20 protein-coding genes and 1 other RNA gene are annotated in these 22,387 nt (G+C 73.2%); 12 read left to right on the plus strand and 9 right to left on the minus strand.

Annotated features, from left to right (window positions below):
* Positions 1–40 precede the first annotated feature (40 nt).
* From ACIOGX_RS08090 to ACIOGX_RS08105, 4 genes are all read right to left on the minus strand, one after another.
* Positions 41–1,327: a sensor histidine kinase gene (locus tag ACIOGX_RS08090; RefSeq protein ID WP_401911235.1), complete on the minus strand. Its 1,287-nt coding sequence runs from the start codon at positions 1,325–1,327 to the stop codon at positions 41–43.
* Positions 1,324–2,052, minus strand: coding sequence for an ABC transporter permease (locus ACIOGX_RS08095; RefSeq protein ID WP_401912028.1), 729 nt, complete (start codon positions 2,050–2,052; stop codon positions 1,324–1,326). Before ACIOGX_RS08095 ends, ACIOGX_RS08090 begins: the two co-directional genes overlap by 4 nt.
* Before the next feature lie 8 nt (positions 2,053–2,060).
* On the minus strand, positions 2,061–2,981 hold the full coding sequence (locus ACIOGX_RS08100; RefSeq protein WP_401912031.1) for an ATP-binding cassette domain-containing protein: 921 nt from the start codon (positions 2,979–2,981) through the stop codon (positions 2,061–2,063).
* Between the two features lie 655 nt (positions 2,982–3,636).
* Entirely contained in the window at positions 3,637–5,034 is a 1,398-nt protein-coding gene (locus ACIOGX_RS08105) for a hypothetical protein (RefSeq protein ID WP_401765534.1), read from the minus strand.
* Positions 5,035–5,253: 219 nt separating this feature from the next.
* Between ACIOGX_RS08105 and ACIOGX_RS08110 the strand changes: the two genes are divergently transcribed.
* The 6 genes from ACIOGX_RS08110 (at position 5,254) to ACIOGX_RS08135 (ending at position 11,621) form a co-directional block, all read left to right on the plus strand.
* Positions 5,254–6,291 carry an iron-siderophore ABC transporter substrate-binding protein gene (locus ACIOGX_RS08110; RefSeq protein ID WP_356506799.1) on the plus strand — a complete coding sequence of 346 codons (1,038 nt, stop codon included), beginning with the start codon at positions 5,254–5,256 and terminating at the stop codon, positions 6,289–6,291.
* 254 nt (positions 6,292–6,545) lie between these two features.
* Complete coding sequence (locus tag ACIOGX_RS08115; protein WP_240045551.1) at positions 6,546–7,433, plus strand: Nif3-like dinuclear metal center hexameric protein; 888 nt, start codon at positions 6,546–6,548, stop codon at positions 7,431–7,433.
* Positions 7,430–8,173: a C4-type zinc ribbon domain-containing protein gene (locus ACIOGX_RS08120; RefSeq protein WP_356507485.1), complete on the plus strand. Its 744-nt coding sequence runs from the start codon at positions 7,430–7,432 to the stop codon at positions 8,171–8,173. The genes ACIOGX_RS08115 and ACIOGX_RS08120 overlap by 4 nt, the downstream gene beginning before the upstream one ends.
* Positions 8,173–9,387, plus strand: a complete 1,215-nt coding sequence (locus ACIOGX_RS08125) for a bifunctional RNase H/acid phosphatase (RefSeq protein WP_401911239.1) — start codon at positions 8,173–8,175, stop codon at positions 9,385–9,387. The genes ACIOGX_RS08120 and ACIOGX_RS08125 overlap by 1 nt, the downstream gene beginning before the upstream one ends.
* Before the next feature lie 60 nt (positions 9,388–9,447).
* A complete protein-coding gene (locus ACIOGX_RS08130; protein WP_401911242.1) occupies positions 9,448–10,080 on the plus strand; it encodes an ATP-binding cassette domain-containing protein in 633 nt (210 codons plus the stop codon).
* Entirely contained in the window at positions 10,077–11,621 is a 1,545-nt protein-coding gene (locus ACIOGX_RS08135; RefSeq protein ID WP_401911245.1) for a hypothetical protein, read from the plus strand. Before ACIOGX_RS08130 ends, ACIOGX_RS08135 begins: the two co-directional genes overlap by 4 nt.
* A 289-nt stretch (positions 11,622–11,910) precedes the next feature.
* On the opposite strand, the gene eda is transcribed toward ACIOGX_RS08135, so the two are convergent.
* Positions 11,911–12,555 carry a bifunctional 4-hydroxy-2-oxoglutarate aldolase/2-dehydro-3-deoxy-phosphogluconate aldolase gene (eda, locus tag ACIOGX_RS08140; protein ID WP_401911247.1) on the minus strand — a complete coding sequence of 215 codons (645 nt, stop codon included), beginning with the start codon at positions 12,553–12,555 and terminating at the stop codon, positions 11,911–11,913.
* An 87-nt stretch (positions 12,556–12,642) separates the two neighbouring features.
* Entirely contained in the window at positions 12,643–13,449 is an 807-nt protein-coding gene (gene yaaA, locus ACIOGX_RS08145; RefSeq protein ID WP_401911250.1) for a peroxide stress protein YaaA, read from the minus strand.
* 316 nt (positions 13,450–13,765) lie between these two features.
* Between yaaA and ACIOGX_RS08150 the strand changes: the two genes are divergently transcribed.
* Positions 13,766–15,301 (plus strand): RNB domain-containing ribonuclease, encoded by a 1,536-nt coding sequence (locus ACIOGX_RS08150; protein ID WP_401911252.1) that lies wholly within the window; start codon positions 13,766–13,768, stop codon positions 15,299–15,301.
* On the opposite strand, the gene ACIOGX_RS08155 is transcribed toward ACIOGX_RS08150, so the two are convergent.
* Together ACIOGX_RS08155 and ACIOGX_RS08160 are read right to left on the minus strand one after the other, a co-directional pair.
* Positions 15,252–15,938, minus strand: coding sequence for a hypothetical protein (locus ACIOGX_RS08155; protein ID WP_383967766.1), 687 nt, complete (start codon positions 15,936–15,938; stop codon positions 15,252–15,254). The two genes, ACIOGX_RS08150 and ACIOGX_RS08155, sit on opposite strands and share 50 nt — an antisense overlap.
* Positions 15,935–16,690 (minus strand): MerR family transcriptional regulator, encoded by a 756-nt coding sequence (locus ACIOGX_RS08160; RefSeq protein WP_401911255.1) that lies wholly within the window; start codon positions 16,688–16,690, stop codon positions 15,935–15,937. Before ACIOGX_RS08160 ends, ACIOGX_RS08155 begins: the two co-directional genes overlap by 4 nt.
* Positions 16,691–16,785: 95 nt before the next feature.
* Between ACIOGX_RS08160 and rnpB the strand changes: the two genes are divergently transcribed.
* From rnpB to ACIOGX_RS08180, 4 genes are all read left to right on the plus strand, one after another.
* Positions 16,786–17,186, plus strand: an RNA gene (gene rnpB / locus ACIOGX_RS08165) — RNase P RNA component class A.
* A 257-nt stretch (positions 17,187–17,443) separates the two neighbouring features.
* Positions 17,444–17,833 carry a hypothetical protein gene (locus ACIOGX_RS08170; protein ID WP_129768765.1) on the plus strand — a complete coding sequence of 130 codons (390 nt, stop codon included), beginning with the start codon at positions 17,444–17,446 and terminating at the stop codon, positions 17,831–17,833.
* A 136-nt stretch (positions 17,834–17,969) separates the two neighbouring features.
* Entirely contained in the window at positions 17,970–18,377 is a 408-nt protein-coding gene (locus ACIOGX_RS08175; RefSeq protein ID WP_356506873.1) for a hypothetical protein, read from the plus strand.
* A 103-nt stretch (positions 18,378–18,480) separates the two neighbouring features.
* Positions 18,481–19,503: an aldo/keto reductase gene (locus ACIOGX_RS08180; RefSeq protein ID WP_401911259.1), complete on the plus strand. Its 1,023-nt coding sequence runs from the start codon at positions 18,481–18,483 to the stop codon at positions 19,501–19,503.
* Positions 19,504–19,695: 192 nt separating this feature from the next.
* Here the strand turns inward: ACIOGX_RS08180 and ACIOGX_RS08185 are convergent, their stop codons facing one another.
* A complete protein-coding gene (locus ACIOGX_RS08185) occupies positions 19,696–20,466 on the minus strand; it encodes an SDR family oxidoreductase (protein WP_356506875.1) in 771 nt (256 codons plus the stop codon).
* Between the two features lie 151 nt (positions 20,467–20,617).
* Here ACIOGX_RS08185 and ACIOGX_RS08190 point away from each other — a divergent pair, with 151 nt between their 5' ends.
* Positions 20,618–22,327, plus strand: coding sequence for an alkaline phosphatase D family protein (locus tag ACIOGX_RS08190; protein WP_401911262.1), 1,710 nt, complete (start codon positions 20,618–20,620; stop codon positions 22,325–22,327).
* The last annotated feature ends 60 nt before the right edge of the window (positions 22,328–22,387 follow it).

Consider the following 22,387-nt stretch of genomic DNA (forward strand, 5'->3'; position numbering starts at 1 on the left):
CCGGCGCGGCCGGACCGGCCGTGACGCCGGGGCGGGATGCTCACCGCCCCTGGTACGACGTGTCACGCGGGTGTCCGGTGGCGGACGCGGTGCCGGCCGGGAGTTCGGCCGTCACGCGGAAGCCCCGCACCGCCGGGTCCGTCGCGCCCGTCCCGGCCCCCGCCCCCGCCCCCGCCCCGGCGTCGGCCGCCGGGCCCGCCACCGGGCCCGCTTCGAGTGAGCCGCCGGCCGCCGCGAGACGCTCGGTCAGCCCCTTCAGCCCCGTACCGCCGTACGGAACGGAGTCCTCGGCCGCCCCGGTCCGTACGGCCGCCCCGGTCCGTACCGTCGCCCCCGCGCCGTCGTCCGTGACCGTCAGCCGTATCCGCTCCGGCGAGCCGTCCACCGTGATCAGGCACCGGGTCGCCGCGCTGTGCCGTACGGCGTTGGTGACGGCCTCCCGTACGACCCAGCCGAGCAGCACCTCGGCCCACGGCTCCAGCGGCGGCCCCGACTGCCGTACGACCGGCTCGATCCCGGCGGCGGCCAGCGCCGAGCGCGCCCGGTCCAGATCCGTGGCGAGACTGCCCTCGCGATAGCCGGTGACGGCCTCCCTGACCTCGGTCAGCGCCTGCCGGCCGACGGACTCGATGTCGGAGACCTGCTCCAGGGCCGCGTCCAGATCGCGCGGCGCCACCCGGCGCGCGGCCTCCGCCTTGACCACGATCACGGAGAGGGTGTGGCCGAGCAGATCGTGCAGATCGCGCGAGAAGCGCAGCCGTTCCCGCTCCACCGCCGAACGGGCCAGCTCCTGGCGGGTGTCGCGCAGCTCGACGACGGTCTCGGACAGGGTGAGGATCGCGGCCGTCACCATCGTCGAGATGAACGTCCCGTACGCCACACTGACCGCGCCCCACCCGTCGTGGTACGCGGCGACGCCCCCGGCCGCGGCGGTCAGCGGGATCCCCACCAGCGCGAGAGCCCGGCCGCGCAGCACACTGCCGCAGGCGAGTCCGAACAGCGGCAGGAAGAGCAGCCAGCTGCCGCCGTACGCGCCGGCCAGCCCGAAGGTCATCAGCCCCATCACCACGAGCGTCCAGCGGGTGGCGCGGCTGTCCCGCGCCGCCCGGTCGAAGGACCGGAACACCACCGAGACATAGAGGGAGTTGAAGACCAGCAGGCCGATGGCGCCGAACCAGGGGTTGGGCGTCTCGCCCTGGACGAGATGGGAGAAGGAGCCCAGACCCAGCAGCAGCCACGGCAGCAGCGCGTAGCCGCTGGGCGGTCCCGGCCGCCTGCCTCGGCTCCGTGGGCCCGGCTGCCCGCACCGGTCCCGTGCCGTCTTCACGCGGTCCTCGCCGACCTGCGGTACGAGTACACCGCGTACGAGCCGAAGACGAGGAACCAGCCCGCGAGCACCGCGACCGTCAGCCCGTCCGGGGCCGCGCCCCGCGTGGTGGACCAGCCCAGATCGGCGAAGCGGTTGGCGGGGGTGTACTCCGCGACCGTCCGCAGCCAGCCGGGGAAGGCGTCGATCGGGAACCAGAGCCCGCCGACCACGGACAGGAGCATCAGACAGCCCACGTTCACCACACCGGTCGTCTGCGCGGTGAGCCGGTAGCCGTTTCCGATGCCGAGCAGGGTGAAGGGGAGCGCGCCGGCCCACAACAGCACGACCAGGGCGGCCCATTCCCACGGAGCGAGCCGTACGCCGTTGACCAGACCGCCCGCGGCCAGTACGGAGAGCAGCGCGGGCAGGACGGTCACCGAACCGGCCATCGCCCGGCCCAGCACCACCCGGCGGGGCGGCATCGGGGTGACACGCAGCTGGCGCAGCCAGCCGAGCGACTTGTCCTCGGCGATCCCCGTGCCCGTACCGACGGCCGCGCCGAGCGCGCCGTACGCGGCCATGCCGACCATGGAGGCGGTCTTCCACTCCATGGCGTCCGGGCCGGTGCCGCCGCCGACGTTGGTGAAGAGCAGATACATGAGCACCGGCATGCCGGTGCCGAAGATGATGAAGCCGGGATCGCGCAGCGTACGGCGGACTTCGAGCTTGATGTACTCCAGCACGGCGGGCATCACAGGCCGTCCTTCACGTGGTCCTCGGTGTCCTTGGTGTCCTCGGTGTCATCCGTCGTGTGCGTCAGCGCGAGGAAGGCGTCCTCCAGGGTGGCAGGGGCGACTTCGAGGCGGCGGATCGCGTCGAGTCCGGCGAGCGCGACGACGGTCGCGTCCGAGTCGTCCGTACGGAGCCGGGCGCGGCCCGCGCGTATCTCGGCCGAGACGACGCCGGGCAGCCGTGTCAGCTCCGCCGTGAAGCCCTCCGGCAGGTCGAAGGCGACGAGATGGCCGCCGACCGAGGACTTGATCAGCTCGCTGGTGCCGTCGGCGACGATCCGGCCGTGGTCGATGACGACGATCCGGTCGGCGTTGTCGTCGGCCTCCTCCAGATAGTGCGTGGAGAAGAGCACGGTGTTGCCGCGGTCCGCGTAGGCGCGCATGGACGCCCAGAAGGCGCGGCGGGCCTCCACATCGAGGGCGGCGGTGGGCTCGTCGAGGACGAGCAACTCGGGGCCGCCGGCCAGCGCGACCGCGAACCTGACCCGTTGCAGCTGACCGCCGGAGAGCTTGTCGACGCGGCGGTCGGCGAGTTCCGTGAGCCCGGCCAGGCCGAGCGCCTCGGCGAGGGGCAGGGGGCGCGGATAGGTGCTGGCGACGAACGTGAGCAACTCCCGCACGGTCACCCGCCGGATCGGCCGGCCGTCCTGGAGCATCGCCCCGACCCGTCCCGCCGTGACGGCGCGCGAGGGCGCCCCGCCGAAGAGCCGCACCGTCCCGGCGTCCGGCTCGTCGAGGCCGAGGAGCAGCCCGATGGCGGTCGACTTGCCCGCGCCGTTGCGGCCGAGCAGCGCGACGGCCTCGCCTCGCGGGACACCGAGATCGATACCGTCCACGGCCCGGACCGTGCCGAAGGTCTTGACGACACCGGTGAAGCTCACGGCGTCCGCCGGGCCCGCGGACCCTGAGGCCGTGGTCGTGAGGTGTGCGGGCGCGGGGGGCGGGGCCGCGGGGCGTGTGTCCGTGTCCGGGCTGTCTGTCGCCGGAGTACCGGCTGTCTGGCTCATGCCCACGACGCTACGGACCCGGCCCCGAGCCCGACAGATGCGTGTGTACGAACTCACGCAGTACAAATGTCCCGGGCTCATGAGGAGAGGCCAATGAGGAGAGGCCATGAGCAGAGGCCGCCACGGACGTGCCGTGGCGGCCTCTGCTCAGGTGCGGACGTTCGGACGTTCGGACCCGTTTCAGGCCCGGACCGTTTCAGGCCGCGTAGCTGCTCTGTTCCGGGCGGCGGTGACGGCCGTGGACGGGAGACGCCGAGTCCTCCGTCGATGCCGCACCTCCCCGGTGCTTTCCGTGTGTTCCGACACCGCCGGTGTCGCCCCGGTCGGCGGCCGCCGTTCCCCGCGGACGCTCCTGGGACGTGTCGGTTCGGGCTTCAGACATGTGGGAAGTCACCCCGTCGTGATCGCTTCTTGTGTGGCGCAGGGGCTCCGGCCGCCCCGTACCGCCACGACAGCGTTACGGTCACGCGTCCGCATCACCGTCACCGACACATCCGGTCGGTACGGCCGCGAAGCCCCGGCCGGAAGTCTATCCAGGTGCCACACGGCCGGTGAGGGGAGCCTGCTGGAGCGGCACCGGCCTGCACATCACAGGAGTGCGGGGGGCGTTGGGCGGTTCCCCGTCCGGCGATTCCGCTTGTGCCGGTTCTGTGATCACTTCAGGATCCGGATCCTGGGGGCCGTCCGGTACGGGGCGCAGTACATCGGCGGGGGCGGCGAGGCGCGCCACCCCGCACGGCACCGCCCTTGTGGCGTACGGTAGTTGGAGTACGGCGTCCTTGGTCCACACGCCGGATCCCGGCAACCATCCCTCGGGCGCCCGGCGTTGATGCAGCCGCCGGCCCGCCGGCCGCCACACCCCGAGCCAGCTGCCCGCCGCCCCGTCGATCCGCAGCGCCACCGCGCAGCTCTCCGGCATCAGCACCTGCCCCGGCTGTACGGCGAACGGCGTCACCGCGCAGTCCGCCGGCCGCAGACACTCGGGGAACCGCACCGGCCGCCGGCTGCCCAGGACGCCCCACCCCAGCCGGTCGTGGCCCGCCGCGTCCGAGCGGATCAGCAGCAGTCCGCTGTCGGCGTCCGCCAGCAGCAGCCGGTCATTGCTCTCCTCGGTGATCTGGAGCAGCGGCGTCACCTCGCCGCCCCGCCCCAGATCGACGGCGACGGCCTTCACCACGCCGTCGGTCTCCCGGTCGAGGGCCAGTATCCGGCCCGTACGGTCCAGCCAGACACCGCCCGAGCAGCGGCCGGGCACCTCGGCGACCCGTTCGGGGCCGAACGCGCCGCCCGCCACGAGCCAGACCGTCGTGCTGCGCGGGCCGGCCGACAGGGCGTACGCGCAGCGGCCGTCCGGTGACGGCGGGAGCAGTGTCGGCCCGGCGTGCTCGTCCGTGCGGTCGACCGCGCCGACCGGCAGCTGGCCCGTGCCGGGGCCGGTGGGATAGAGCAGCGAGAAGTCGTGCCGGTCCGCGACCAGCCGGCGGATGAGCACCCTGCCGTCGGCCAGTGGCAGCACCTCGGTGCCGGGCTCCTCGGGCTGGTCGAGGGGGAGGGGCACGGCGTACGGCTCGGGTCCGTCGAGGGTCCACCGCTCCGGGAACCACGCGTCGCCCTGAGCGGCCGGGCCGCCCGGTCGGGGCGCGCCGAGCGTCAGCCGTGCCGCGTAGGCGCCGTCCGCCGTGATCGCGAACTCCTGTCGACGTACCGCCGGGCGCGGGCCTCCCGGGCCGTCCCCTCCGCTCGGGCCACCCGGACCGCCGGGACCGCCGGGACCCCCCGGGCCGCCAGGACCTCTCGGGTCTTCCGGGCCGCCGCCCGGCCCCGTCGTCCCGTCCGCTCCGTCCGTTCCATCCGTTCCGCTCCCGCCCTCGGGAGCCGCAGGAGCCGCGGTCGCCGTAGTAGCCGTCTCGATAGCACAGGCCGTCATCGGTCTGTCACCTCCGGCGAAGAAGCTAGTTTTCGTACTTCCTGCCGAACAATGCGAGACCTCGCACTTCACACATAAGGGTGGCCATCGCGCGATTCCACTGAAAGCGCGGGGGTGGGTGTGCTGCCCGGGACGGCGGTGCTTAAAGTAAGGCACGCCTTACCAACCGCGCTCGAACCCGTCTGTATCTCACCGAGCACCGCCCCCAGGAGCATCAAGATGTCCATAAGACGCCGTGGCACAGCCGCCGTCGTCGCTCTCGCCGCCGCGCTCTCCCTCGCGGCCTGCGGCAGCGGCGACTCCTCCGACAGTGGCTCCGCCGCGTCGGACGGAGGCGACAAGAAGGCCGCCGTCGCCACGGGCGGCAAGGACTTCGCCGCCGCGGCCAAGAAGACGGCCGGCTACGGCACCGACGCGAAGCCGGGGCAGTTCCCGCGCACGATCACCCACGCCATGGGCACGACGGAGCTGAAGAAGCGCCCCGAGCGGGTCGTCGTCCTGGACGTCGGCGAGTTCGACAACGTCGTCTCCCTCGGCCTGGAGCCCGTCGGGTACGCGCCGACCGAGGGCGACGAGGGCATCCCCAGCTATCTGCGGAAGGGCGCGGGCAGCCCCGCGAACGTCGGCACGATCAACAACCTCAACCTGGAGGCGATCGCCGGGCTGAAGCCCGACCTCATCCTCGGCAGCCAGCTGCGCGCCGCCGACAAGTACAAGGCGCTCGCGGAGATCGCCCCGACGGTCTTCTCCATCCGCCCCGGCTTCACGTGGAAGGAGAACTACCTCCTCAACGCCCAGGCGCTGGACCGCACCGCGGAGGCGAAGACCGCACTCGCCGCGTACGAGAAGAAGGCGGCCGCCCTCGGCACGGAGATCGGCCCCGACAAGCCGACCGTCTCGATGGTCCGCTACATGCCGGACCGGCTGCGGCTGTACGCGAAGGCGTCCTTCATCGGCACGATCCTCGACGACATCGGTCTGCCGCGGCCGGAGAACCAGCGGATCTACGACCTGGCCGTCGAGATCAGCCCGGAGAAGATCGACGACGCGGACGCCGACTGGATCTTCACGGGCGTGTACGGCGACCCGGAGAAGACCCAGCGGGACACCGCGCGCTCCAACCCGCTGTGGAAGAACCTGAAGGCGGTCAAGGCGGGCCGGGCCAAGGACGTCAAGGACGAGACCTGGTACCTGGGCCTGGGTGTGACGGCGGCCGGCCAGGTCCTCGACGACCTGCGCGGCTACCTCGTCAAGTAGGGGCCCTGTCGCGGCGATCCGGTGCCGCGCGCCGGGCGGGGGCCGGGCGGGGACGCCCCCGCCAGGGCCCCCGCGCCGCCCCCGTCCGGGTCCCGTACCGCCCCCGCCAGGCACCCCGCGCCGCCCCCGCGCCGCCCCCGCTTGGCCCCCCGCACCGCCCTCGCCAGGCATCCGCGCCGCCCCCGCCCCGCGCCCGTCCGGCGTTATCCACAGGCATGGTGGGTGGGACACCTGGGGCAGGTAGCCTTTGCACCGTGCCCCCTGTCCCCTCAGCCGTCCCCGCAGACGCTCCCTCCGCGCCCCGTCTGGCGGATGTCCTCGCCGCGCTCGACGCCCTCTGGCCGCCCGAGCGGGCCGAGCAGTGGGACGCCGTCGGCACCGTCTGCGGTGACCCCGGCGCCACGGTCACCCGGGTCCTGTTCGCGGTCGACCCCGTCCAGGAGATCGCCGACGAAGCGGTACGGCTCGGCGCCGAACTGATCGTCACCCACCACCCGCTCTATCTGCGCGGTACGACGACGGTCGCGGCCTCCACGTTCAAGGGGCGCGTCGTGCACACCCTCATCAAGCACGACATCGCGCTGCATGTCGCGCACACCAACGCCGACACCGCCGACCCCGGTGTCTCCGACGCCCTCGCCGGCGCGCTCGACCTGCGGGTCGTACGGCCCCTCGTACCCGATCCCACGGACCCCGCCGGACGGCGCGGCCTCGGCAGGATCTGCGAGCTGGACCGCCCCGCGACCCTCCGCGACTTCGCCGCACGCGTCGCGCACCGGCTGCCCGGCACCGCCCAGGGCATCCGGATCGCCGGAGACCCGGACGCGCCCGTCCGTACGGTCGCCGTCAGCGGCGGCTCGGGCGACAGCCTCTTCGACCAGGTCAGAGCGGCGGGTGTGGACGCGTTCCTCACCGCCGACCTGCGCCACCACCCGGTCTCCGAGGCCACCCAGCACAGCGCGCTCGGGCTGGTCGACGCCGCGCACTGGGCCACCGAATGGCCCTGGTGCGAGCAGGCCGCCGCCCAGCTCGACGAGATCTCCGACCGCCATGGCTGGGACCTGCGGGTCCATGTCTCGAAGACGGTCACCGACCCCTGGTCAGCCCACCACTCCTCCGACTCCTCAGGAGCCCCCAACTGAACGCCGCGCCCGCCGACCAGATCCGACTCCTCGACGTCCAGGCCCTCGACGTACGACTGTCGCAGCTCGCCCACAAGCGCACCGCGCTGTCCGAGCACGCCGAGATCGAGTCGCTCACCAAGGACCTCGCCCAACTGCGCGACCTGCTCGTCGCCTCGACGACCGAGGAGAGCGACACCGCCCGCGAGCAGACCAAGGCCGAGCAGGACGTCGACCAGGTGCGCCAGCGCGCCGTGCGCGACCAGCAGCGCCTGGACTCCGGTGCGATCACCTCGCCCAAGGACCTGGAGAGCCTCCAGCGCGAGATCGTCTCCCTCGCCAAGCGGCAGGGGGATCTGGAGGACGTCGTCCTCGAGGTCATGGAGCGCCGCGAGTCCGCGCAGGAGCGGGTCGCCGAACTGACGGAACGTGTCTCCTCCGTGGAGGCCAAGGCCGAGGACGCCGCCGCGCGCCGGGACGCCGCCCTCGCGGAGTTCGACCGCGAGACCGCGACGGTGACGAAGGAGCGCGAGGTCGTCGCCGCCTCCGTACCGGCCGACCTGCTCAAGCTGTACGAGAAGCTGCGCGTCCAGCAGGGCGGGGTCGGCGCGGCGCGGCTGTTCCAGCGCCGCTGCGAGGGCTGCCGGCTGGAGCTGAACATCACCGAGGTCAACGAGGTCAAGGCAGCCGCCGCCGACGCCGTGCTGCGGTGTGAGAACTGCCGCCGCATTCTGGTGCGTACCGCCGATTCGGGTCTGTAATGCGGCAGTTGATCGTCGAGGCGGACGGCGGCTCCCGGGGCAACCCGGGGCCCGCCGGGTACGGCGCGGTCGTCCTCGACGGCCCGACCGGTGAGCCGCTCGCCGAGGCCGCCGAGTACATCGGTGTCGCGACGAACAACGTCGCCGAGTACAAGGGCCTGATCGCCGGACTCAAGGCCGCCAGGGCGCTGGACCCGGCCGCCGCCGTCCGGGTCCGGATGGACTCCAAGCTCGTCGTCGAGCAGATGTCGGGGCGCTGGCAGATCAAGCACCCGGACATGAAGCCGCTGGCGGCCGAGGCGGCGCGGATCTTCCCGGCGGGACAGGTCACCTTCGAGTGGATCCCGCGCGAGCGCAACAAGCACGCGGACCGGCTGGCCAACGAGGCGATGGACGCGGGCAGGGACGGCGGCCAGTGGGACGCGTCGGCGTCCACGGCGGCGCTGGACGCGAGCGCGGCGCGGGCGGCGGCGACGACGGAGGCGGGAGCGAACGAGCCCTCCTCCGCGCCTTCCGGTTCCAACGCGCCTTCCGGTTCCTCCGCGCCTTCGGGGACCGCGTCCGTGGGCTGGGGGTCCTCCGCCGACCTCGGCGCCCCCGTCACCCTCGTCCTGCTGCGGCACGGCGAGACCGCGCTCACCCCCGAGAAGCGCTTCTCGGGCAGCGGCGGCAGCGACCCGGAGCTGTCGGCGGCCGGCCGCCGACAGGCCGAGGCCGCCGCCGCGTCGCTGGCCGCGCGCGGCACCATCCAGGAGATCGTCTCCTCACCGCTCAGGCGCTGCCGCGAGACGGCGGGGGCCGTGGCGTCCCGGCTCGGTCTCGAGGTCACCGTCGAAGAGGGCCTGCGCGAGACGGACTTCGGCGCCTGGGAGGGGCTGACGTTCGCGGAGGTACGGGAGCGGTACGCCGACGATCTGAGCGCCTGGCTCGCCTCACCCGAGGTCGCGCCGACCGGCGGTGGCGAGAGCTTCGCGGCCGTGGGACGGCGCGTGGCGGCCGTCCGCGACCGGCTGCTGGAGCGGTACCGGGGCAGAACGGTGCTGGTGGTCACGCATGTCACCCCGGTGAAGACCCTGGTACGGCTGGCTCTCGGCGCACCGCCGGAGTCCCTGTTCCGGATGGAGCTGTCGGCGGCGTCGCTGTCGGCGGTGGCGTACTACGCCGACGGCAACGCGTCGGTGCGGCTCCTGAACGACACGTCGCATCTGCGCTGACGCCGTGGGCGAGGACCGGGGCGCACGCTCAGGGGAGTTACCTGTGGAACGGGAGCGGACGTGACCGGAGTTCCTGTCATCGCGGCGGACGGCGCGACGGTCGCCCTGGGCGGCACCACGCTGCTCGCGCCCACGACGTTCGCGGTCATGCCGGGCGAGTTCTGGTGTGTCACCGGCGGCAACGGCTCGGGGAAGACCACGCTCCTGCGCGCCTTCCTGGGCAGTCGGAGTCTGACGGCCGGTTCGTGTGCGGTGAGGGGCGAACCCGCCGACATGGCGAGGCCGCTGCACCGACGCCTCGTGGCGTCGCTCGTCGAACAGATCCCCGTCGCCCGTGACATGACGCTGCGCGAGCAGGTGACACTGGTCGCCGCCTCCTGGTACGGCAATGCCCCGGAAACCGCCGAGCGCGCCGAACAGGTCATCGAGCGGCTGGGATTGTCCTCACTCGGTGAACGGTTTCCCCATCAGGTCTCGTCCGGACAGTCGCAGCTCTTCGGCCTCGCGCTGACCCTCGTGCGTCCCGCGGACGTCGTCCTGCTCGACGAACCCGAACGGCACCTCGACAGCCGCCGCGTCGATCTGGTGGCCACACTGCTCACCGAGCGGGCGAAGGAGGGCACGGCGTTCCTGGTCGCCACCCACGAGGCCGCTCTGGTCGACGTGTGCGACGGCCGCGTGGAGTTGGGATGACGGCGCAGGGCATCGCGGCATCCGGCTCCGGTGCCGGAACCCGCGTCCACGCCGTACGGCAGCGGTACGCCCGCCGCGGCGACCGTGCCACGGTGCGTGGCCGCGCGTACGCCGCGTATCTCGTCGTGCTGTTCGCCGCCTTCTATCTGGTGCCGGCCTTCCACGCCGCGAGCACCTCGCCGGCGCTCGTCTCCGTGGGGTCTCCCGCCGGGGCGACGCCCGCGGCCTGCGCGCTCGCGGTGGCGGTGTGCTGGGGTGCCCAACTCGCCGGCCGGTTCTGGGGACCGCTGGTGATCCAGCCCTTCCCGCTGTACGTGTTCATGTCGACGGACCTCCCCCCGGCGAGCTACCTCGGCCCGATCGCCCGGCGCCGACTGGCGTACGCGGGCACGGCCATGCTGCTGTCGGCGTGCGCGGCGGCGTATCTCACGACCGACCTGTTCGATCACCTCGACACCGCCCTCCAGGGTCTCGGGGTCGTGGCGGGTCTCAGTGCAGTCGCCGCGATGGCCTGGCTGTGGGGCCAGGTCCGGGCGGTGCCCGCCAATCTCGTGCTCGCCTCCGCCGCGGGCGCCGTGGCGCTCACCGTGACAGCGGTGAGCGGAACGGCTCCGGCCGGCGGGGGCGGCCTGTGGCTCGTCGCGGGCGTACTGGCGGCCACGGCCGCGGTCCTCGGACGGGCGGCCTTCCGGTCGATCCGTACGGTCGACCTCGCCGGACTCGCGCGCGAGTCGGCACGCGCCTCCCAGGCCCACGCGTACGCGTGGACGGGGACGCTCCACCACGCGCTCGACCTGTACCGGCCGGAGCCGCGCGGGCTCACCTCGGCTCTGATCCGTCCGGACGGACGCCTTCGCGGATATCTCGCCCAGGGGGCGATTCGAGCGCTCCGCACGCCCGGCCGCGTGATCGCGGCCGTGACGCTCCTGCTGATCGGCGGCGCCGTGCTGTCGCTCGGGGCGGCCGGGCCGGAAGGCGGTCCGGCGTTGTTCTGGTGGGTGGCCGGGTCGGTCTGTGTGTACCTGGGATCCGGGTGGGTGAGCGAGTCGTGGCGCGGTCTGCGCGACGAGCTGACCCTGGCCCCGCTGTTCGGTGAGTGGTGGGGCGGGACACTCGCCCGCACGCTGGCCTGGCCCGTCGTCGCCGTAACGGTCGGAGCGTGCCTGGGAGGCGGCCTCGCGATCATCACCCGGTGGCCGCCGCACGGCGGACGCCCGGTGGACACGGTCCTGCTCCTCGCGGGGTCGGTGGTGCTGGTGCTCGGTGCCAGGTTCCTGCGTGAGATGAAGCTGCACCTGCCGCTCGAACTGCTTCTCCCGGTCATCACGCCGCTCGGCGACCTCTCCGGGCTGCGCATCGTGGCGTGGCAGTTCGACGGAATCGTCGTCGTGGTGATCGGCGTCGCCGTGCTGGACGCCGTCCCGTCCGCGCTCGGTGCGACCGCGCTCGCGCTCGGCCTGGCCGCGTGCTGCGTGTGGACGGGGCTGCGCCGGACGGGATGGGCGCACCGGGGACTGCTCTCCCGTCTCGGCCGGGCGTAGGCCCTGTCCGCCGCAGGGACGGCGGCCATGCCGCGTCGGTCGCGGTGGTCGCCGCGGTCGCCGTATTCGCCCTGGTCACCGTGCGAGCGGGCGCGGCACCCGGCCCGAGCGTGCGCGGCACCCGGCCCGAGCGTGCGCGGCACCCGGCCCGAGCGTGCGCGGCACCCGGCCCGAGCGTGCGCGGCACCCGGCCGACCGGGCGCGGCACCGGCCCGAGCGTGCGCGACACCGGCCGACCGGGCGCGCACCGGCAGGCCGGCCGGCAGGCCGTCTCCCCGGTCCGGGCGGCTCAGGAGCGGCGCGTCTCGCGCAGTGTCGACGCCTCGCGCGCCAGTGACTCGACCCGGTCCCAGTCCTTGGCCGCCAGCGCGTCCGCCGGGAGCATCCATGTGCCGCCGACGCAGCCGACGTTCCGCAGGGCGAGATACGACGGTGCCTTCTCCGCCGTGATACCGCCCGTGGGGCAGAACCGGGCCCCCGGGAGCGGACCGGCCAGGGACGTGAGGTAGGCCGTGCCGCCCGCGGCCTCCGCCGGGAAGAACTTCATCTCCGTCACCCCGCGCTCCAGCAGCGCCACGACCTCGGAGGTGGTCGACACCCCCGGCAGGAACGGCACACCCGAGTCCCGCATCGCGGCCAGCAGCGTGTCCGTCCACCCCGGACTGACCAGGAAGCGCGCGCCCGCCCGCACCGAACCGGCCACGGCCTCGGCCGTGATGACCGTACCCGCGCCGACCACCGCGTCCGGCACCTCCGCCGCGATCGCGCGGATCGCCGCCAACGCGGCCGGTGTCCGCAGCGTCACCTCGATCGCGGGCAGTCCGCCCGCGACGAGGGCGCGGGCGAGGGGTACGGCGTCGGCGGCATCGTCGAGGACGACGACAGGGATGACGGGGGCGAGGTCCAGCACGGAAGCCACGGGCGCGGAGGTCATGGCCACATCCTGCCGCGCCCGTACCATTCCACGCAATGACCGTTGCGCAGGGTGCAACGCGTCAGGAGTGCGGGCCGGTGCCGGGGCTCAGTGGATCTCCGTGACCACCACGTCCAGCGCCCACGTACGCCCCGCCTTCTCCGGTGCGGTCGCCTCCACCACGTACCCCAGCTCCCGCAGCGTCTCCACCAGCTCGGCGGGCCCCTTCGGCCGGGCGCCCGCCGTCAGCAGATCCCGTACCAGCCGGCCCTTCGTCGCCTTGTTGAAGTGGCTGACCACGGACCGCTTCTCCGCCCCGGTGACCGGATCGAGCTGCGCGTGCAGCACCCGCACCGTCGCCGTACGCCTGGCCAGTTCGCCCTTCGGCCGCCACGCGGCGGCATACGCCGACGACCGCAGATCGAGCACGGTCCCGCCGCCCGCCACCTCCGGCAGGACGGACTCCATCGGCCCGCGCCAGTACGCGCCCAGCGCGCCGAGCCCCGGCAGCTTGACGCCCATCGAGCAGCGGTACGAGGGGATCCGGTCGCCCATCCGTACCGCGCCCCACAGCCCCGAGAAGACCAGCAGCGACTTCGCCGCCCGCCGCCGGGCCGCGGTGTCGAGCGTGGCCAGACCCAGCGCGTCGTACAGCACGCCGGTGTAGATCTCCCCGGCCGGGCGCGTGCCCGCCGTACGCAGCTCCACGTTCTTCGCGATCTCGCCGCGCAGCCCCTCGCTGAGACCGAGCACGTCGCGCGCCTTCTCCTCGTCGGCGGCGCACAGCCCGACGAGTTCGTCCAATACGGCGGCCCTGGCCGCGGTCAGTCCCGGCAGGGAGAGGGACTCCGGCTTCAGCGGAGCGCCGCGCCCGGAAGCGGCCTTTCCTTCCGACGGCGGCAACAGCACGAGCACGGTGGTTCTCCTCGGACGACGTACGGGACAAAGGGGCGTGGGGCAAGGGCCGCGGCCCCCGCGCCAGCGTAGGCGACGGGCGGCCCACGCCGAGCCGCCGCCCGAGCGGCTGCGGGCCTGCTGGCGGCCGCTGCCCGGGATCGCCGCTGTCGGGTCGCTGCCCGGGGCGCCGCCGCCGGGTCGCTGCCCGAGCCGCCGCCCGGTCGCCGCCGCCGGGTCGCTGCCCGAGCCGCACCGGGGGTGCAGGGGGCGCATGGGGCGCAGGGGGGCTTTCGCTCGCCGCGCCGCCCGCTTCCGTCCGCCATAGGCTCGATTCATGCCCCGCTGTCATCTGCACACGGCCGGCGCGGCCGACGCCCCGCTGCGGGCCGCCCTGGGCGAGCTGCGTACGGCACTCGACGTGCCCGGGGCGTTCTCGGCTGCCGTCCGCGCCGAGACGGAGCGGGTCGTACGGGCCCCACGGCCGCCGGACGACGGCTGGCTCGCGGGCCACGACGCCACCGCCGTCGAGCTGTTCACCATCGACCCGCCCGCCGTCCCCGACCTCGACCAGGCGATGGGACTGGCCCGGCGCGCGGGCGGCGGCTACCGGGTCCAGTACGCGATCGCCGATGTCGCCGCGTTCGTGACCCCGGGCGGCACGCTCGACGCCGAGGCCCACCGTCGCGTACAGACCCTCTACTTCCCCGACGGCAGGGTGCCGCTGTACCCCGCCGTCCTCTCCGAGGACGCGGCCAGTCTGCTGCCGGACCGGACCAGGCCGGCCCTGCTCTGGCGGATCGACCTGGACGCGGAGGGCCGGACCGTCTCGGCCGAGGTCCGCAGGGCGCTCGTACGGAGCACGGCGAGGCTCGACTACGCGGGCGCGCAGCGGGAGATCGACGCGGGGACGGCCCCGGAATCCCTCGCGCTGCTGAAGGAGATCGGGCTGCTGCGCGAACGGCTGGAACGGGAGCGCGGTGGTATCTCCCTCAGCGTCCCCGAACAGGAGATCGTGGAGTGCCCCCCGCAACCGGGCAGTGTGTCCGGCGATGCGCCGGGCGGCCCGTCCGGCGGTGCGCCCGGCGGCCGGTCCCGCGGCGTCTCGTACACCGTCGCGTACCGCGCCCCGCTCCCCGTCGAGGGCTGGAACGCCCAGATCTCCCTGCTCACCGGCATGGTCGCCGCCCAGCTGATGATGACGGCCGGCATCGGCATCCTCCGTACACTGCCCAGCGCCCCGGACGGCGCGGTCGGCCGGCTCCGCCGCTCGGCGAAGGCGCTGGGCATCGACTGGCCGCACCACGTCGCGTACGCCGAGACCCTCCGTTCCCTCGACCCCCACAACGCCCGCCACGCCGCCTTCCTCCAGGAGTGCACGGCGCTGCTGCGCGGCGCGGGCTACACCGTGTTCACCGGGGGCCGGATCCCTCAGCCCGCCGTCCACGCGGCGGTCGCCGCCCCGTACACCCACTGCACGGCCCCGCTGCGGCGGCTCGTCGACCGGTACGCGGGGGAGATCTGTCTGAGCGCGGTGGCGGGCCAGGACCCGCCGGAATGGGTGCTCGCGGCCCTGGACGGGCTGCCCAAGGAGATGGCCGCGGGTGCGGAACGGGCCAATACGGTGGAGCGCGAGTGCGTCGACATCGTCGAGGCGGCGCTGCTCAGGGGGCGGGTCGGTGAGATCTTCGACGGGTACGTGATCGATGTGCGGGAGCGCGATCCGGCCGTCGGCACGGTCCATCTGGAAGACCCCGCCGTGATCGCCCGTATCGAGGGCGGCGCCGCACCGCTCCCGCTGGGGGAGCGGCTGCGGGTACGGCTCACCCAAGCTGATCCGGGGCTGGCGAAGGTGCGGTTCGCGCCCGCGTGAGCGCCTGATCGAGCGCCCTGACCAGCTCGGCGGGACCGTCGGCGTGAAAACGGAGCACCCGGGCCCGCCCGCGCCGCCCGAGGGGCCGTACGAACGTGACGGGCGCGGTCAGCTCCACCCGTACGGTCGTCTGGCCGCCCACGGCGAGATCGAGGACTCCGTCGTCCGCCGGGTCGAAGGTGATCAGCCCGCCGCTCTGCGGGTAGCGCCGGTCGACATGGACGGAAGCGATCCGCTCCGCCTCGACGGACAGGTCGAAGAGCGAGCCGTACCGGATCCTCAACGACCCGTCCGCGCCCACCACATGAGGCCGTGTCACACAGCCCGCGTGCAACGCCAGCACCATCACCACCGCGTAGACGTCCAGCACCAGCGCGATCCGGTGCACCACCGGCCAGGGGATCAGCACGGCCAGTGCCACCGTCTCGACGACGGCGACGAAGAGCAGGCCGTACATCATCGCCGTCTGCGGGCCGGTGTACGGAGCGGCGTGATCGCCCTCCCGCACGCCGTGCGTACGGCGCGCGACCCACCGCCCGAGGCTGCCGAAGGCCCGCATCTCGTGCGCGAACAGCCGGCGTACGGGCTCGGGTACACCGGTACGGACCGCCGGGGCGAGCGGTACGAGCCACTTCACGACGCTCCCCCTTCCGCTGCCGGCGTCCGCGCCACCAGCGCCTCCATGACCAGACGGGCGCACGCGGCCTGGGCCGGCGGGAAGTCGGCGAGCAGGGCTTCCCCGAACCCGGCGACGGCGGGCTGCCCCGTCGTCTGCGGGATCGCGGCCAGCACCTCGTCCGGGATGGTGGCGACGAAGGCGTCGGCGAGGGGCGCGATCCGGGGGTCGTCGGGCGCCGCGTCGGCGAGTTCGTCCAGCTGACGGTAGAGACCGAGCAGCTCCGGGCTCTCCGCGAGAGGGCGCAGCGCCTCGTAGAACCGCTCGCTGCCCACGGCGCTGTCGTACAGGACCAGCAGTTCGCGGTCCTTGGCGCCGGTGGGGGAGTCGGTCGCGGGGGCGGTGCTCAGCAGCCGCGCCAGCGCGGGCGACACCGGCCCCTCGGCGGACGGCGGGCTCTCCATCAGCTCGGCGAGCCTGGCGCGCCGCACCCGGATCTCGGCCTCCTGCCGCGCGAGATCGGCGTCCAGCTCACCGAGCACCTCGGTGAGTTCGCGCCCGGCGTCGTCGGAGATCACGTCCCGCACCTCGTCCAGGGCGAGCCCCAGCTCGGTCAGCCGCCTGATCCGGGCGAGCAGCACGGCGTCCCGCACCGCATAGTCACGGTAGCCATTGGTCCGCCGGGCCGGTTCGGGCAGCAGGCCCAGGTGGTGGTAGTGCCGTACCGCCCGTGTGGTGACTCCGACGAGGGCGGCGATCTCCGCGATCCGCATGGCCCCAGTAGAAACCCTGACGTAGCGGCAAGGTCAAGCCCCGTCCTCCGGCGCCGGGCCCCCCTCCCGCCGGGTAACATGGCCGATACGGCAGACGAGCCGGGCGGGCGGCCGCGTCAAGATCTTCGATCTTGCCGAGGAACGTCCGGGCTCCACAGGGCAGGGTGGTGGCTAACGGCCACCCGGGGTGACTCGCGGGACAGTGCCACAGAAAACAGACCGCCCGGCGCTTCGGCGCCGGGTAAGGGTGAAACGGTGGTGTAAGAGACCACCAGCGCCTGAGGCGACTCAGGCGGCTAGGTAAACCCCACCCGGAGCAAGGTCAAGAGGGGCCATCGGCTGATGACCCTGCGCGGACGACCGAGGGCTGCCCGCCCGAGTCCGCGGGTAGACCGCACGAGACCGGCGGCAACGCCGGTCCTAGATGGATGGCCGTCTCCCCGGCCGCCGCGAGGCGACCGAGCGACAGAACCCGGCGTACAGCCCGACTCGTCTGCCGCCAAGGACTCCTGACCAGCGAAATTGCAGGTCAGGGGCCCTTTTGTCCTCGCACAGCCGGAATACCTCATCGAGGTCGAAGCCATGGCGGTTGTCCCGCAGGCCGGCGGTGTCGGGTGAGCAGGCCGGCGGTGCCGGGTAACCGGCCGGGACTACTGCCGGCGTAGGACCGTGTCACCCGACTGGCAGGCGGAAGCCCTCCGGCGGAGGACAGGCCGTCTCCGGCGTCGTAGTACAGACGTCATGAGCGAAGTGATGAGCGACCAGATTCAGGATGTGTCCGAGGCCGAGGTGGAGTACGCGATGGAGCGGTGCGTCGTCGACCACACGCGCTTCCCCGCCGCCCGGCGGTGTCTCGCGCGGGATGTGATCAGGGCTCTCCTGCTGGCCGGTCTGTCGACCTGGGACCGGAACAATCACGGCGTCGGGCACGCGGGTGCGGCTCTGTCGGCCCGGCCGGACGGGACCGTGGCCGTGCTGTGGATGCAGCATCCCGCGGTCGATCAGGCCGTGCCCCGCGATGTGCGGACCACCCAGCAAAGCGCCATCTACCGGGCTCTCCGCACGATCCTGGAGGTGCACGGCTTCCCGCTGCGAGAGGCTGGTCCGGAACCGGCCCCGATTCTGCTCGGGCGCGCCGCCTGAGCCGGACCGGTCCGCCGCGAGGCCCGGCGTCGGCACGGATACATGGTCGATGGACCGCGCTCACGGGTGACGTGGGGGCGATTCGCTGACGAGGGCCGGGGGCGGCGGCACACTGGCGGACCGGAGGTGGTCGGCTGTGTCGATTCATCAGGTGTCGTGTCCCGGGCGGGTTCTCTTCCTCGACGAGGAGATGGCCGCGCTCGACAGGCTTGAGGGCGGGTTCCGGTCGGAGCGTCTGCTCTGGTGTGCGCTGGAGGCGGGGCACGAGGGGTTGCATCATGTGATCGCGCAGTGCGTGCGCGGCACGGAGACGGTGCCTCCGTGGGTCATGTGGGCGCGATGGCCGGACACGGAGGAGTACGGGCCGGAGCGGGAGTTGCTGCGGCTGGAGTCGTGCCCGGAGAAGTTCCTGGCCGGGAACGTGTCGGAGGAGAGCTGCTGTCTTCCTGAGGGGCACGCGGGACGGCACGGGTTCGAGTTCGGTCCGCCGATCCGGGAGGCGGACGTGATGCCGGACTGGCTGCTGCGCCGGTTCTTCGGATGATGCCGCGGGTGCCGCCGGGTGCCGCCGGGGGGCGGGGGAGGGTGTCGGCCCGTCGTGCGGCACCGCTTGTCCTCGTGTGCGCTCCAACTCCTAGCGTTCCCCCATGGATTCCATGGAGAGCAGAACACTGGAGAGCAGGACACTGGGGCGCAGCGGGATCACCGTCGGCGCGCTCGACTTCGGGTGCTGGGCGATCGGCGGTGAGTGGCAGGACACCGCCGGTCGCCCGCTCGGCTGGGGCACGGTCGACGACGAGGAGTCCGTGGCCGCGATCCGGCGGGCCGTCGAGCTGGGGGTCACCTTCTTCGACACGGCCGACGCGTACGGCGCGGGCCACAGCGAGCGCGTGCTCGGGCGCGCGGTGCGGGGGCGGCGGGACGAGGTCGTCATCGCCACCAAGTGGGGGAACGTGTGCGACGAGGCGACCAAGACCCTGACGGGCGCCGATGACACGCCCGCGTACGCGCGGCGCGCGCTCACCGCGTCGCTGCGCCGGCTCGACACCGATCACATCGACCTCTACCAACTGCATCTGTCCGACGCGGCGCCCGAGCGGGCGGCCGAACTCCGCGATCTCTGCGAGGAGTTCGTACGCGAGGGGCTGATCCGCGCCTACGCCTGGAGCACCGACGACCCGGAGCGCGCCGCGCTCTTCGCGGAGGGGGCGCACTGCGCGGCCGTGCAGCACGCGTGCAATGTGCTCCAGGACGCGCCGGAGATGCTCGCGCTGTGCGCGGAGCGCGACCTCGCCAGCGTCAACCGCGGTCCGCTCGCGATGGGGCTCCTGGCCGGGAGGTCAGGGACCGGGAGCGGTGGCCGTGGTGTGACCGGCGGCGGGCGGGACATCCGCGCCGTACCGCCCGCCTGGCTGCGGTGGTTCGGGGAGGGCGGGGTGCCGGTGCCCGAGTGGGCGGCGCGCGTCGAGTCCGTACGGGACGTCCTCACCAGCGACGGCCGCACGCTCGCGCAGGGCGCGCTGGCCTGGCTGTGGGCGCGCAGCCCGCGTACGGTGCCGATCCCGGGCTTCCGCTCGGTCGCCCAGGCCGAGGAGAACGCCGGCGCTCTCGCGTACGGGCCGCTGCGCGACGACCAGATGAAGGAGATCCGCGACCTGCTGGCCGCGTAACGCTGCCGCTGGACGGGGCCGCAGCACCTGCCTGTCCACCCCGTCCGCCCCGTCCACCCCGTTCGCGTCGGCCGTGTCGGCTACCCGGATCGGGGTGGGCACCGACTCGGCCGGTACGCGGCGGATTCGCAGCGGTCCCGCTCCCCTCGGCCCCGCCTCCCTCGGCCCCGCCCCCCTCGGCCCCGCCCCCCCTCAGCCCCGCCCCACGAACGGCATCCCCGTCGCCAGCACCGTCGCGAACTGCACATTCGCCTCCAACGGAAGCTCCGCCATGTGCAGCACCGTCGTGGCCACATCCGCCACATCCATCACCGGCTCCACCGCCAACTCGCCGTTGGCCTGCGGCACACCCCGCCGCATCCGCTCCGTCATGTCCGTGGCCGCGTTCCCGATGTCGATCTGGCCGCAGGCGATCCGGTACGGACGGCCGTCCAGCGACAGGGACTTGGTGAGCCCGGTCATGCCGTGTTTGGTGGCGGTGTAGGCGACCGAGTCCGGCCGGGGCGCGTGTGCCGAGACCGAGCCGTTGTTGATGATCCGGCCGCCCTGCGGGTCCTGCGCCTTCATCAGCCGGAAGGCCGCCTGCGCGCACAGGAACGTACCGGTCAGATTCGTGTCCACCACCTTCCGCCAGGCCGAGTACGGCAGATCCTCCAGAGGCACACCACCGGGGCCGAACGTGCCCGCGTTGTTGAAGAGCAGATCGAGACGTCCGTACCGCTCGTCCACCGCCGCGAACAGCGCGTCCACGTCGCCGGGTTCCGACACATCGGTCCGTACGGACAGCGCGTCGCCCTCCAGCGCGCGGGCCGTCTCCGCCAGCTTCTCGGGCTTGCGGCCCGCCAGTACCACCGACCAGCCCGCACCGCTCAGTGCCTTCGCGACCGCGCGCCCGATGCCGGAGCCGGCACCCGTCACCACGGCGATTCGCCCCTTGGTGTTGATGTTCCGCATGGCGTCCATGGTCAGGGAGGGTACGCGCGTTACGTGGGGTACAACTTGGCGCAGCACGCGGTCCTCATCCAGTCGCCATGCGTATGTTGTGCGCACGACAACAGGGCGTCTTCGCCCCCGACTGCAATGCGAGTGACAGCCGCCGTCAGGGGAGGGGCACATGACACCTGTACTTCGTCACGCACCGGCCACCCGTACACCGGCCACCCGTACACCGGCCACCCGTACACCGGCCACCCGTACACCGGGCAGCAGCCATTCCGCCGAGTTCAGAGCCGCCGCCGCACAGCTCGGCCGCCGTCGCCTCCTCACCGGCACCGCTGCCGCCGCCGCGCTCGCCTTCGCCGTCAACCTCCCCGGCACGGGCGTCGCGAGCGCCGCCGAGCTGGACGCCAGGAAGATCGCCGAGGATCCGTTCACGCTCGGCGTCGCCTCCGGGGACCCGGGCCCCGACAGCGTGCTGCTCTGGACCCGGCTCGCGCCCCGCCCGTACGAGCCCGACGGCGGCCTGCCCGCCAACCGGGTCTCCGTACGCTGGGAGCTGGCCCACGACGCGGCCTTCGCCCGGATCGTCAAGCGCGGCGAGACCGACGCGCACCCGGAGTTCGCCCACAGCGTGCATGTCGAGGTCCCCGGTCTGGAATCCGGCCGGGTGTACTACTTCCGCTTCCGCACGGGCAGTTGGATCAGCGCGGTCGGCCGCACCCGTACCGCGCCCGCCGTGAACGCGCGGACGAGTGCGCTGAGTTTCGCCGCCGTCTCCTGCCAGGCGTACCACGACGGCTACTTCACCGCCTACAAGCACCTCGCGGCCGAGGATCTCGATGTGGTCTTCCACCTCGGCGACTACCTCTACGAGTACGCCGTCAACTCCGTCGGCGGCGCCCGCAACTACCAGGACCGCGTGCTGCCCGCGCACTTCAACCGCGAGACCGTCACGCTGGACGACTACCGGATGCGCTACGGCCTCTACAAGTCCGACCCGGATCTGCGGGCCGCGCACGCCGCGCACCCCTTCGTCGTCACCTGGGACGACCACGAGACCGAGAACAACTACGCGGGGGACGTCCCCGAGAACGACGTACCGCCGCAGGAGTTCCTGCTGCGCCGGGCGTCCGCGTACCGCGCGTACTGGGAGAACCAGCCGCTGCGCGCGCCGCAGCGGCCCAACGGCCCCGACATGCGGCTCTACCGCAGGCTGCGCTTCGGACGGCTCGCGCAGTTCGACATCCTCGACACCCGCCAGTACCGCGACGACCAGGCGTACGGCGACGGCTGGCAGGTGCCCGGCCCGCAGTCCGACGACCCCGGGCGCACGGTGACGGGACCGGTCCAGGAGCGGTGGCTGCTGGACGGCTGGAAGAAGTCCACGGCGACCTGGAACGTCGTACCCCAGCAGGTGACGTTCGCCCGGCGCCGCGATCTGCCGACGGCCGGGTACAAGCTGTCGATGGACTCGTGGGACGGCTACCCGGCCTCCCGGCAGCGGCTGTTGAACGGGGTTGAGGCGGCCGGTCTCAAGAACTTCATGGTGCTGACCGGAGACGTGCACACCGGCTACGCGTACGACCTCAAGAAGGACTGGGACAACCCGGGGTCGCGCACGCTCGGCACCGAGATCGTGGCCACCTCGATCTCCAGCGGCAAGGACGGCACGGACCGGCCGGCCAACTGGGCCACGTTCATGGAGGCCAACCCGCACATGAAGTTCTACAACGGGCGGCGCGGCTACGTCACGGTGACGCTCGGCGAGCGGCAGGCGCGGGCGGACTTCAAGACGGTCAAGGTCATCACGACGCCCGGCGCCCCGGTCACGACGGCGGCGTCCTTCGTGACGGAGGCGGGCAACCCGGGGCTCAAGCCGGTCTGAGGGGTCCGGCGACGGGGCGTTCGGACCGCGCGCGGTCCGGCGCCAGGCCCTGTGTCCGGC

The sequence above is a fragment of the Streptomyces sp. NPDC088147 genome, assembly GCF_044741565.1.
In the GTDB taxonomy this organism is placed as follows: domain Bacteria; phylum Actinomycetota; class Actinomycetes; order Streptomycetales; family Streptomycetaceae; genus Streptomyces.